Genomic DNA, 12,637 nt, shown 5'->3' on the forward strand with positions numbered 1-12,637 from the left:
ATAGCTAAGCCCAGACCGCAGAATTCGGGATGCTCGACCAGGTACTCCGCCGCTCACTATCCGAACGATGCCCCAAACCAGAGGAAGTATTGAAATGCACAGTAAACGAACCAATCTGCTCGCGCTTGTGCTCGCAACGGCATCCATCGCCGCGATGAGTGTAATGAATCCGGCAATCGCGGCGACCGCGGAGGACCTGGATAAGGATTCGCACCAGGCCTTGCAGACCCTCTATAAAGCCGAGCCTGTTGCCGAGACCTTGTCGCGCACTGCCAAGGCCGTACTTGTGTTTCCGAATATGGTTAAAGCCGGCCTCGTATTCGGCGGCAGTTACGGTGAAGGCGTGTTGATAAAGAACTCGAAAGTCATCGACTACTACAACTCAGTCACTGGATCCTGGGGCTTGCAAATCGGCGCCCAATCGTACGGGTATGCCGTATTCCTGATGTCGGACAAGGCCGTTAAATATATCGAAGAGACAAAGGGCTGGGAAATTGGCGTCGGCCCAACCATTGTCGTGGTCGATAAAGGCGTCGCGAAGAATCTTTCGACATCCGCGCTGAAGGATGACGCTTATGCCTTTGTCTTCAGCCAGCAAGGCTTAATGGCCGGCCTCAGCATTGAAGGAACGAAAATTTCCCGAATCAAACGATAAACCCGATCGGGACCGGCACCTCACGTGTCGGTGACAATTCATCTGTTGACCTATCGCACAAAGGGTGCAATAGCGGCCGCGTTAGAAAATGAAATACCAACTCATGCCTAAGTAATTTAGTCATGCGCGCTGCCCGTGACTCAACGCACTTGGTGGAGGATCTCCATGCCCCTGATTAACTTGGTTGTCGTTTTGATCGTCGTTGGCCTACTGCTTTGGCTCGTCAACACCTATATCCCCATGGATCGGAAAATCAAGAATATACTGAATATCGTTGTGGTCATTGTCGTCGTCGTATGGTTGTTGCAGGCCTTCGGCGTACTGGGGTCGCTGGGCAGTATTCGTATCGGCCGCTAGCAATGTCGACGATACGGGAGGTGTGGTGGCAAACGATAACAGCGATGACCTGCAATAGAACAACCGATGATGCGAAGCCGGAGGTCGATTCGACAAGAACCTCGTCTCTGCCGCGCTGTTATTCACGACAGAATGCTCCACAGTGGTCGACCGACAATAGATTCAAAACGGTGTTTTACCGGGTCCAGCAACGTACCAGATGATGAGACCGGTCAGGGGAAAGAAAAATACCACCAGGGCCTAAGTCAACTTTTCGACGCTCTGCGCCGAACTTTGCAAATTCATCACAATGGCATAGAAATCCGCGATCAGGATGATGAATCCGCCGATTCCTGTGATTTCCCCTGTTTCCTCCCGGATGGGTTCAGAAGTGAACATCGTAAATTATACAACGTGATTAAGTGCTACCCGGATCAAACCACTTGCCTAGAGGCGTCCTGACTCCGGCTCAGTAAACCGGGCTAATCTTCAATGCAAAATTTGGGTCACATTTCGCTGCAAATCAACATGCTGAAAACTACTGGCCCGCGGTATATTGGTTCCCAATGGCTCGTGAGGGGGTATTTGTGGGGACACATGGCGAACATGCGCTTATGGCATGTTGTTTCTATTGATATTGAAGAAGACCCGGCCCCCACCACTTCCAGGATCCCGGTATACCAACCGGGACCCACCCTAACCGAAGCCAGTCAGCCACTTAGTCGGATTTGGACTGAGCCAGCCGTTATCAGGCGGATTGTGTGAAGGGGGTAATCACGATGCCGTCGGCTAGCCCCGCCGTACGGCTGCGGTTATACGCGCAGAAACCAGTTTCACGCGGCAAGCTTCTGTTCGTAGTTGGCTGGCAGAGTCGAAGGATGCGCCATCACTTACAACCGACCCCGGCAGTCGTTGTGGCGGCGGGGGGGAGCCACTTCCGGCTTTGCCTGGTTGCTCAATGACGCGCACACCTGAGCAAGATTCGTCGTGCACAAACACGTCGGATCAAATTGTTATAAGCCAGTGAAGGAGGCCGGCAAATCTAGCGCGAGATTGGATCAGGGCAATGTCAAAATCACTTACGATCATCAGCTTTACGATCAGCGTGTTCGTCGGACTGCTTGTCCTCATCGCGATCGTGCTGCTATTTTTCTTGGATATCAACGCTTATAAGCCCCGGTTTGAAGCAACGATCTCGGACACACTCGGGATGAAAGTCAACATTGATGGCCGTTTGGAAATCGGCCTCTTCCCGAACCTATTTGTCACGCTCAAGGACGTGCACATCCGCAACCGGGGGACGGAGGTTGCCAACGCAAGAGAGGCCAGGGTTGGAATCGACGTCTTCCCTCTGTTTCAAAAGGAGGTTCGGATCAAGAAGATCGTGGTGGAACACCCGAGCATATCCATCGAGAAGGCCCGGGACGGTAAGTACAACTTTGAGAAATCAGAGGAGGCCGAAGGACCATTACCCAATCTGATCCTGGCAAAAGTATCTTTTTCAAACGGGACGCTCCGCTACGTGGGCAAGCAATCCGGGGATGGATTCGAGGCAGGTGATTGCAACCTGGATATGAGTCGCCTTCAACTTTCGGTCAAGGAACACCCGGGAATCATGAGAAACCTTTCCTTCGCAGCGGAACTCGCCTGCGGGGAGGTTCGGACAAAGGACTACACTGCATCCGACTTGAAGCTTTCGGTTACCGGGCAGCGCGGGGTCTTCGAACTTAAACCACTGACGATGCGGGTCTTTGCCGGGCAAGGTTCAGGGAGTATGCGGGCGGATTTTACGGGGGCTGTTCCCCTTTATGATGTTCGCTATTCGCTTTCACAGTTCCGTATTGAGGAGTTCCTCAAGAACCTGTCGACACAGAAAACCGCAGAAGGGCCGATGGACTTCTCCGCAGACCTGTCGCTACAGGGAGAAACCGTGAACAAACTGAGGCGGAGTATGCGGGGGCGGATCACGCTGCGTGGCAAGAACCTCATCCTCTATGGCCGCGACCTCGATCAGGAGTTCGCTCGGTTTGAATCCAGCCAGACCTTCAACCTCGTGGACCTGGGCGCCCTGTTCTTTGCTGGGCCTGTCGGCCTGACGGTCACCAAAGGGTACAATTTTGCGAGCATCCTTCAAGGATCGGAGGGCCGCAGTGAAATCAGGACGCTCGTTTCAGACTGGAAAGTCGAGGGCGGCGCAGCACAGTCGCAGGACGTGGCTATGGCAACGGACAAGAACCGGGTCGCCCTGCAGGGTGGGCTCGATTTCGTCAGCGAGCGGTTCGATGCCGTGACTGTGGCATTGATCGACTCCCAGGGCTGTATCAGGGCGCAGCAAACAATACATGGCGCCTTCAAGGAACCGGTGGTTGAAAAGCCAAGCACCCTCAAGTCGCTCACCGGACCGGTGGTCAAGTTGCTCAAGCAGGTAGGGCGGCTCTTCCCGGGTGGGGAATGCGAAGTGTTTTACGCTGGTTCGGTAGAGTCGCCGAATTAAGGGGGTTTATACGGAACCGACAGGGCAATTTTTTTGTAGGACTACAGCAGCATCGAATGACCTGTTGAGTTCACTGCGCTTACCCGACCTACGCATGTGATCGACAGCTCTCCTGCGTCACCCGCCCGAGCGGGTAAAAGATATTGACCGGAGAATAATGGGTGGCGAGGCCGCTCGATCTCCGCGACAGATTGCCCGGATGGGCGTAAGACTGAATGAGTGATGTTGATCGGTCAGCAGCAATTAGCCAAGCTCGTGCCGCTACCGTCGTTTGCGTCCACGAACCTGTATTACTCGATCAATTCCTAACAGCCTTCCATGGGAGTATTCGCGAGGGTATTGCAGGCTTGTTATCTACCATCCTGTTGATATTAAAGGAGATGAAAAGGACGCCGCCTCCACCAGTACAAACCCCTGGCTTCCTGTCAGGGGTTTTTTTATTCCCGTGCAAGGTATACGGAATCACCGGACCCCACCGTGGACGTGAAGCCGTTAAGCCCACCGGAAACGGCTTATACCGCCGGCCTCATCGACGAAAAGCCACCATCTCACTCACTCGCAAACACCGCAATGAAAACCGTCAGCTGGCCGTCTCCATCAGTAATACGGAGAAGGGCCTGCTGGATTTTGTGTTGCCTACCGTAGGGGCCGGAAATGTCACTGGAACGCACATTGTCCGTCCACGGCACACTCCCGGTTTCACCCGCACCCCCTGCAATCGGCAGGCGCTCAACCTTCCAACCCAGATCTCAATACCTGCGCACCGACAAGAGCGAATATACGGCCCTCATACTCCGCGACTACCTCCCCCTCACCCCGCGCAACGGTAAATCTACAGCGCAACAGCGACAACGGAATCCGGGCCACTGTCCTGGCCACACAACCTGCTGGTGCCCTGAACCTAAACAGGGACACCAGGAATTGGCAGACCAAGGCAATCGGCAGGACACTGGGTGAGACCTTCTAGTGCGGCCGGGGGTGAGGGGTTGTACGACCAAGGCCAACGGCCGCGTCAAACTATCTTCCTGCACGATGACCAATGCATTAGATTGGTGTCCATAATTGGGTCCAAGAAAAACCGGTAAGGCTCGGGGCAGATCGTCGAAGATGGTATCGCTCAGCTTAAGGACATCGAGATCGACCTGCACCGTAGTGAAGAGACGGAGGTCATCCCGCTCATGGTGCATTACCGGTTGTCCGCCTACGATGCCTGTTACCTCTGGTTGGCCGTCGAAATCAATGCCCCGCTGGCCAAATTCGATGACAAGCTTGCGGGCGCTGCCAGGACCCGTTCGACTGGGCTGGGCCGACGCCAAACGATGAACGTTGGTACCCGCGCACTCACGGTCGGCGCATTCGCCACTCTGATGCTGATTGCCCTGATGATGGGCGCCAACCATGTCGCGGCACGGATCGCGTTCAACAATGGCGTCGATGTGGCCACCGCCGTGGTGTTCCGCAGCGTCGTCACCACTCTGGTGATCGCTCTGTTGCTGGTCCTGCAGCGGGTGCCGATCGCCTTTAATGCACGCCATCGCCGGTTTCTTCCGGTCATCGGCTTGCTGGTGGGCGTGCAAAGCCTTTGCCTTTATTCGGCGGTGGCGCGATTGCCTGTCGCGCTGGCGCTGCTGGCCTTCAATACGTATCCGTTGTGGACGGCGCTATGGGCGTCGCTGCTCTACCGCAAGCCGCCCGAGCGTGCAGTGCTGTTGGCGATGCCGGTGATCCTGCTGGGCCTGGCGCTGGCACTCGATGTGCTCGGTGCGGCATCCGGGCTGGGCGCCGCCGCCCAGTGGAGCCGCATCGGCGTTGGGGTGTTGTTCGCACTGGCCGCTGCGGCTACTTTTGGTGCGGCGCTGGTATTCACTCAGTATGAAGCGGCCGATATCGATGGCCGGGTACGCACCGCCACAACGCTTGGGCTGGCCAGTGTGATCGCACTGGCCAGCGTGGCCGTGCAGGGTGGCTTTCACTTCCCGCAGGCCCCTGCCGGCTGGTGGGGGCTGGCCGCCCTGACGTTCCTGTATGGCACCGCATTCACCATCATGTTCACCGTATTGCCGCGCCTGGGTGTCGTCGGCAACTCGGCCATCATGAACGTGGAGCCGGTGTTCGCGCTGGTGCTGGGGTGGACGTTGCTGGGGCAGGCCATCGCGCCGGTACAGGTCGCGGGGGCCTTGCTGGTCGTCGGCGCAGTGATGATGCTCGGCCTGCGCCGGCGGGTCTGACCATGAATGGGATTGCGTCAGAATCGCGGTTTGCGCGGTCCATGGAATCTGGCCGGCGCTCGCGGCCTGGCCGTGTGATATATACAGGCGGACGCAGGCCAGCAGGAGCAGATCATGACTACGCTTTCGAACCGACTTACCCGAACCCTGGATCTGCGGCATCCAATCGTCTCGGCGCCGATGGCCTTCGCCGGCGGCGGCGCGCTCGCGGCGGCGGTCAGCCGTGCCGGCGGCCTGGGATTGATAGGCGGCGGATACGGCGACCCCACCTGGCTCGGGGAGCAGTTCGAAGCGGCGCGCGGCGCAAGAGTAGGCGTCGGCTTCATCACCTGGTCACTGCGCAAGTCGCCGTCGCTGTTGACCGACGTGCTGAAGCATCGTCCGGCCGCGGTGATGCTGTCCTTCGGCGATCCCCGGCCGTTCGTAGACGAAATCCGCGCGGCCGGCGCGGTCCTGATCTGTCAGTGTCAGGGGCTGGCGCATGTCGAGGACGCTGTGGATGTACGCGCCGATGTGGTCGTCGCACAGGGGGCCGAGGCCGGCGGACATGGTGCCTTGCGCGGTACGCTGAGCTTCGTGCCGGAGGCCGCGGATTTTCTTGCCCGGAATTCCCCGGACGCGCTGCTGCTCGCGGCGGGCGGCATCGCCGACGGGCGCAGTCTGGCTGGCGCGTTGATGCTCGGCGCCGACGGCGTGCTGGTGGGCACGCGCCTGTGGGCGTCGCAGGAGGCCTTGGTGAAACAAGGCCACCACGATGCGATCGTCGAAACCGGCGGCGACGGCACCTTGCGCACACGGGTGGCCGACATCGCGCGGCAGCTGCCCTGGCCGCGCGGGTTTACCGCGCGCATCCGCCGCAACGCCTTCACCGATCGCTGGCATGGCCGCGAGGAGCTGCTGGAGAAGAGCCTCGCCGTGGAGGGACCGCGCTATCGCCAGGCTTTTGCTGACGGCGATCCGGAAAACACCGGCGTGTGGTTCGGCGAAGCCGCGGGCCTCATCCACGCGATCGAGCCTGCGGCCGACATCGTCGAGCGCATGGTGGCAGAGGCGGTTGGGCGCCTTGCCGCTTATGGCGGCGCGTCGCTAAGCTGAATTACGCGAATCTGCAGTCGGCCAGGCTGCGGCGGCGTAGAGGCAGCACAAACCGCCTTTTCAACAGTCGGTGGTCGCTATGCATTGGTTGCGGTACTTGCGCGATCTCCAGTCACTCCACTTCGCGGGCACTGCTGAATGTCATCGGGGCTGTTAAATCCAGCTCGGCAACGGGATTGCAGGTACGGGTTTTGTGGCCAGTCATCAGACCCACCGCCGAGGAAAGTGCGAAAAATTCTGGACACTACCAACGCTGACTGGCTTACTCACGGGCCTGAAGTGTGTCTCACACGAGATGGCATGCGAGTCCAAATTGACGAACACATTTGGCGGTAAAAACACCATAGCAACAGCGGGCAACATTCTTTTCACGCGACGGGGCGCCAATTGACGAGACTCGGTTGGCGGGGACAATCGACAAGCTTTCTTAGATTATTCATTTCTTCGTCATCGAGCACTCTGATATGCTCAAGCTTGTAATCTAGACCTATCGCTGCATACTTTTCTTTTCCCAAAGTATGGTAAGACATGAATTCGATGCCTTTCGCGCCCCTTAAGTTTCTGCGCGCAAACTCGACGGTCGCAGTTATGTTTTCAACACTGTCATTCAAGGACGGGATCACCGGAATTCTAATGATCAAGGGGACGTGCTCAGCCGCGATGTTAATGGCGTTCTGAAGGATAGTCTCGTTAGATACTCCTGTCAGTTCCCGATGGCGGACCGGGTCCATGTGTTTTATATCCAGGTACACTAGGTCTGCTCGTTTAATAACGTCTTTGCACTTCCTCCAATTAAAATGGCCGCAAGTTTCAATTGCCGTATTTAACCCCAGGGCCTCGCACTTCTTTAATAGAATTTCAAGAAAGTCCGGTTGGCACAACGGCTCTCCACCCGAAAACGTTACTCCTCCTCCGGATCTTCTGTAGAAAGCCATGTCACGCTGCACGGTTTTCATCACTTCGCCGGCTGCGACTTCTTCACCCATCCATTCTCGAGCGCCAGATACACAAGCTTCCACGCATTTCCCACACCGACTACAAAGGCCTCTATCCGTGAATCCACCTTCGCTAGACGGCCTGGCGACCTGATCTGGACAGGTCGCTGCACAACGCCCGCAACCTATACAGTTCTGTGGGAAAATGGCAATTTCTGGGGCCTTACATTGAGATTCGGGATTGCAGCACCATTGACACTGCAGAGGACAACCTTTCAGGAAAACTACCGTCCGTGCTCCGGGACCATCGTGGATGGACCATCTCTGGAGGTCGAGAACAACGCCGCTCATTGAATCTCATTCATTGCGTCGCCCTTCACGCCAAGGCTCATGATTTGATGCTTGCTCCCATGGGCCTCAAGGCGAAGTCGGGCAGCTATCCGCACAAGGACGCACATTCCATGGACCTCAATCCAGAGGGCAGGCAATTGGTAGTCAAGAGATGTCTACATATTGTAGTTCGTAGTCCGCCGAATTATCTCTTCCTGCACTTCTTGCGACAAAGAGACGAACCTTGCGCTATACCCAGCCACTCTCACAACCAGATCACGGTATCTTTCCGGGTTGTTTTGCGCATCACGCAAGGTCTCGACGTCAATTACGTTGAACTGACAGTGGTATCCGCCGAGGTCAAAAAATCCTCTGATTAAATTAGCAAGATCGCTTATGCCCTTTTCGCCCTGGAGAACCGCGGGAGTGAATTTAAGATTTAATAAAGTACCTCCCGGCTGGTTCTCATGATTTATCTTTGCATATGACCTCATGCATGCCGTCGGCCCATTCACATCTGTGCCAGGATGAGGGGAGCAGCCCTCGGCTAGAGGAACCGTCGCTTTTCTTCCACTGGGCAGGGCGCCCAAAACTTTTCCTGTTGGCAAGTTATTGGTAAGGCCCATGATGGCATTGTGGAAGGGATTCCCGAGTTTATCTTTATGTTTTCTGAACTCCCGGTCCACGAAGTCCGCCATCTCTACGGCAAACTTATCGACGTATTGATTATCATTGCCATATTTCGGGCATTTAAGAAGTAGTTGACGGATCTCTTCATGCCCATCGAAATTGCTATCAAGCGCCGTGCACAATGCGTTCATCGTTAGCGATTCATCGTCGTAGACGAGCTTCTTGATGGCAGCTAACGAATTAGCTGTATCTGCTAAACCTACGAGCACCCATCCCGGCCCAACGTTAAATTTTGCGCCACCCTGAGCGATATCCTTACCGCTCTCCATGCAGCCATCGACAATGGCTGAAACGAACGGTCGAGGCATGTTATCCCAGTGGATGTCCTGCTCAACGGTCGTCGAGATGACGGCATGCTTCAAGATGTTCCTTAGTTGCAGGGTGAAGGCATCCTTGAATTCTTCGAACGTTTTAAACTTAACGGGGTCTCCGGTTTGTAGCCCCATCCGTTCCCCAGTCAACCGGCTCCGTCCGTCATTGAGTGTGAACTCTATGGCTGCAGCCATATTGTAAGCCCCGGCGTCAGTCCATTCGCCTATCTTCCTATGGTGGGGCACGACACAACCCAGCAAATTCCAGTCCCTGGCCTCTTCGGGCGGCAGGCCGGCATACATCATCATTGAAGTGCCAACTCGATCGTTGTGAAAAGCCGGAAAACCCATTCCCAGCCTCGATAGCTTACAAGCAGCTCGCAAAAACTCTTCTGGTGTGTCGTTATGTATCCGAGCGCTCAACGCAGGCTGAGGTAGCTTGACCTCTTCAGTAGCCTTCAGGCACAGGTAAGAAAGTTCATTGGTTGCGTCGCTGCCATCTTTTTTTGTGCCGCCAATAGTCAGATTTTGGAAGGAATTATAGCCTCCATAGTACTTCGCGCCGTTTTCCGGCAGAAGCCAAACCCACTCCGCCAGCTTAACCCAAAAGCATTCGAGAAGTTCCAATGCGTCTTCTTCGATGATGACACCTTTTTCCGTGTCTTCCTCATAGTACGGGTGCATGTACTGATCGAAGCGTCCTAGATTAAAGGCTGGACCGCTCTCCGATAAAACGCAGCCAATCTGGACGAACCAAACCATTTGAAGGGCTTCCCGAAAACTGCGGGGTGGATTTTCTGGTACCGCGCGACAAACCTCGCTGATGCCTTCCAATTCGATCCGTCTAATTTCATCCTGTTCAGTCTGGGCCATCTCTGCTGCTTTATCGGCGTATCGGTGACCCAGGGCTATAATGCCTTGGCACACCTCCACCATCGCCTCATAGAACTGAATTTTTTTCAAATTCTCGGGGCAAGTCGGCTCTAAAGCCTCTAGGCAACTTTCCGCCTCTGCCCTTACGCCCTTGAAACCATATCTGAAGATCATGTCTTCGTATTCAGGCGTGATCTCGGCGACACCGCCCCTCCATTTTATTTCCGAATCGAGAATGCCGGTGTCCACACCAATCTTCTTAGTTTCATCAGGCAACCGCGACAAGACAAGTTCTTCCAGTGATTTCCCCCGCCAATACGGAAAAACCTCTTCCTTCAATAACTTCTTCTGCTGCTCTGTCATCTCGTAAGGATCACCGGCACGTGTACCGATCGTGTCTAGCTCCCCCTCCAACCAATTACATGAAATCTCGGGGCAGAGAGAACCGGGACGCTGCATTGCACCGGGTGTTCCAACAATGAGTTCGTGCTCGAAAATCGTCACCGGGATAGTTTCGCATACCTCACGAAAGCTTTTTGCCCGTCTTAGGATCAGAGCTTGCCCTTCCGTCTTTTTGTGAGATCTGGTGAAGGCAAGAGCGCGCTCTATGCATATGCTGGGAGCCGCTTCGTTGTATTGTTGCAGCAGCTTCTGCAATCGGCTAACGCGGTTGATATGGCTTAGATCCGGGATTTTTTTAGTGGCTAATTGTGTTGATCCATGCATTGCCTTGCCCCCAATAATCTTGGTTATGCCGGTGTGTTCCTCTTTTTTTTGTCCCTCCTCCAAACCAACAGGCAGCCGTTGTTCATCCCAAGAGTAAACAGTCGATAGGTTGCCAATTTGGCTCAGTGCTAATGGAGAATATGCGCCTAATTGGCGCTGGAGATAAGAAACAGAAACATAGTTTTTTCTTCGAAATCTGTGCTGGTCATAAAAACGGAGATTTTTCGTTGGAGTAGTTTTCCCACAGCCCTTATCGCAACGGTGCGGGACGAAACACACAGCATAGATCCTGTCAATGCACTGAAATACATAGAAAAATAGCTGTTACCGCCGCTCTGAAATAGTCAGTAATAATCCCATATTTGGCTATTGCCTGACTTGGGACGTAGAGGCAGCACAAACCGCCTTTTCAACAGTCGGTGGTCGCTATGCATTGGTTGCGGTACTTGCGCGATCTCCAGTCACTCCACTTCGCGGGCTCTGCTGAATAGCATGCGTTTTATTCTGCTGACGACCATCCTCTTTATTCGCACAATCTACTCAAGTTTTATCCCTATCTACCGAAGTAAAGACCTGAATCTACATAGAACCCATCTCAAAATCCCACGCGAGCTGTGCCGGTCGTTCGTGGTTTCAGCGCCAGGCGCGGTGATCGCGGTTGGATCACTCCCAAAGAGTGAGCCGCAACATCGCATGGGAGGGAGATTTCGAGATAGGTTCTGGTATCAATATATCCGGTTTATGAGGATTCCAATATGTCAGTAGAAACCATTCATAAAGTCATACTTCATCCGTTTATTAAAGAATCGATTGCCAGCTTATCGACCATGACAAGCCTTCAAGGCAAGGCTGGTGATGCCTTCGAAGATAATGTTGAAGGCTTTCGCTTCAAAGGATATGCCATTTGTTCACAAATGCAGGGTGAACTCGAAGGAGTTATCTTGATGCATCACTATGAAGAGACGGCATTAGAGATTGGTGCACAGGTCTTTACTGGGCTTGCCGGGGAGAAGGCAGCCGATACCGGCAAAATGAATCAGGATTTATCCAGCGCATTGGCTGAATGGGGTAACACGATTATCGGACGGGCTACCGATAAGCTGGCAAAACATAATCTTAGTTTTAGATTCTCTGCACCCGAAATGGTTTTGAATCTTGATGACATGGAAAAGTTTTTAAAGGATGTCGTTACTATTATCACCGTGCCGGTTCACATTGATAATGTTGGCCGTTATTTCTTTAATTTGCTAATTCGAAAAGCCAACGCTGATACTGCAATTGAATCATTGATGTCAACGGATGAGGCTGCACTACCCAAGATTAAATCACTGGCCACTCCTTTAGCAAAAGAAGAGAACATACTATTAGCGGATGATTCTCCGCTTATTCGTAAAGCATTACGCCGTTACCTTGGAAAAATGGGGTATAACAACATTAGTGAGGCGGGAGATGGCGATGAGGCAGTAGAAAAAATTACCGCTGACTCACCGGCCTTTGTGTTTATGGATATCGTCATGAATAAAATGAATGGTGATGACGCTCTCGCTAAAATCAGAGAAACAAATAAAGAAGTCCCTATCGTCATGCTGACCTCTGTTACGGATAGTGCTGTCATTGATAAATGCACGGCGTTGGGTATACAAGGGTTTGTATTAAAACCCCTTAATGCAGACACCGCATCAGATGTTTTGTCACACTGTCTTGGTTTGAAATAACGAAGTCAGCTCTGGTGTATCCTTAGGGAACGTCTGAATAAGTGATGCAAACCAGCACGGCCGATTCAATATGTTTGTGTTTTTCATCATAAGGAGCGTTTGCAGGCAGTATTCGGCTCAATATGGGCCGTTTTCTAGCCGTTTTGTGCGCCGTTGCGGTTTATCAGGCGCACCAATCCTATGTCGGGCATCGCAATCGTCGCCGCGCCAGGTACAGATTGGTCAATGCACTCAGTACAAACAAGGCAT

At 53.9% G+C, this 12,637-nt stretch carries 8 protein-coding genes and 1 pseudogene; 7 read left to right on the forward strand and 2 right to left on the reverse strand.

Annotation, left to right across the window (positions count from 1 at the left end; genetic code table 11):
• Window positions 1-94 precede the first annotated feature (94 nt).
• From DWQ09_17225 to DWQ09_17250, 6 genes and pseudogenes are all read left to right on the forward strand, one after another.
• Entirely contained in the window at window positions 95-655 is a 561-nt protein-coding gene (locus DWQ09_17225; GenBank protein ID KAA3626418.1) for a twin-arginine translocation pathway signal protein, read from the forward strand.
• A 165-nt stretch (window positions 656-820) separates the two neighbouring features.
• A complete protein-coding gene (locus DWQ09_17230; GenBank protein ID KAA3626419.1) occupies window positions 821-1,012 on the forward strand; it encodes a hypothetical protein in 192 nt (63 codons plus the stop codon).
• Between the two features lie 1,045 nt (window positions 1,013-2,057).
• Window positions 2,058-3,485: an AsmA family protein gene (locus tag DWQ09_17235; protein ID KAA3626420.1), complete on the forward strand. Its 1,428-nt coding sequence runs from the start codon at window positions 2,058-2,060 to the stop codon at window positions 3,483-3,485.
• Window positions 3,486-3,962: 477 nt separating this feature from the next.
• Window positions 3,963-4,337: pseudogene (locus DWQ09_17240) on the forward strand (hypothetical protein).
• Window positions 4,338-4,804: 467 nt separating this feature from the next.
• The gene (locus DWQ09_17245) at window positions 4,805-5,713 is read left to right on the forward strand and encodes a DMT family transporter (GenBank protein KAA3626436.1); all 909 of its coding nucleotides are present in this window, start codon (window positions 4,805-4,807) and stop codon (window positions 5,711-5,713) included.
• A gap of 114 nt (window positions 5,714-5,827) precedes the next feature.
• Window positions 5,828-6,808, forward strand: a complete 981-nt coding sequence (locus DWQ09_17250) for a nitronate monooxygenase (protein KAA3626421.1) — start codon at window positions 5,828-5,830, stop codon at window positions 6,806-6,808.
• Between the two features lie 368 nt (window positions 6,809-7,176).
• Here DWQ09_17250 and DWQ09_17255 read toward each other — a convergent pair whose 3' ends face one another.
• Together DWQ09_17255 and DWQ09_17260 are read right to left on the reverse strand one after the other, a co-directional pair.
• Entirely contained in the window at window positions 7,177-8,094 is a 918-nt protein-coding gene (locus DWQ09_17255; GenBank protein KAA3626422.1) for a glycyl-radical enzyme activating protein, read from the reverse strand.
• 155 nt (window positions 8,095-8,249) lie between these two features.
• A complete protein-coding gene (locus DWQ09_17260; GenBank protein KAA3626437.1) occupies window positions 8,250-10,673 on the reverse strand; it encodes a glycyl radical protein in 2,424 nt (807 codons plus the stop codon).
• Window positions 10,674-11,428: 755 nt separating this feature from the next.
• Here DWQ09_17260 and DWQ09_17265 point away from each other — a divergent pair.
• Window positions 11,429-12,388, forward strand: coding sequence for a response regulator (locus tag DWQ09_17265; GenBank protein KAA3626423.1), 960 nt, complete (start codon window positions 11,429-11,431; stop codon window positions 12,386-12,388).
• Window positions 12,389-12,637: the final 249 nt, after the last annotated feature.

The organism is Pseudomonadota bacterium, from assembly GCA_008501635.1.
Lineage (GTDB): Bacteria > Pseudomonadota > Gammaproteobacteria > QQUJ01 > QQUJ01 > QQUJ01.

Excerpts from the sequence above, each read along its gene's own strand:
- DWQ09_17225 (KAA3626418.1), top strand. The coding sequence starts at position 95 with ATGCACAGTAAACGAACCAATCTGCTCGCGCTTGTGCTCGCAACGGCA.
- DWQ09_17230 (KAA3626419.1), top strand. The coding sequence starts at position 821 with ATGCCCCTGATTAACTTGGTTGTCGTTTTGATCGTCGTTGGCCTACTG.
- DWQ09_17235 (KAA3626420.1), top strand. The coding sequence starts at position 2,058 with ATGTCAAAATCACTTACGATCATCAGCTTTACGATCAGCGTGTTCGTC.
- DWQ09_17245 (KAA3626436.1), top strand. The coding sequence starts at position 4,805 with ATGAACGTTGGTACCCGCGCACTCACGGTCGGCGCATTCGCCACTCTG.
- DWQ09_17250 (KAA3626421.1), top strand. The coding sequence starts at position 5,828 with ATGACTACGCTTTCGAACCGACTTACCCGAACCCTGGATCTGCGGCAT.
- DWQ09_17255 (KAA3626422.1), bottom strand. The coding sequence starts at position 8,094 with ATGAGCGGCGTTGTTCTCGACCTCCAGAGATGGTCCATCCACGATGGT.
- DWQ09_17260 (KAA3626437.1), bottom strand. The coding sequence starts at position 10,673 with ATGCATGGATCAACACAATTAGCCACTAAAAAAATCCCGGATCTAAGC.
- DWQ09_17265 (KAA3626423.1), top strand. The coding sequence starts at position 11,429 with ATGTCAGTAGAAACCATTCATAAAGTCATACTTCATCCGTTTATTAAA.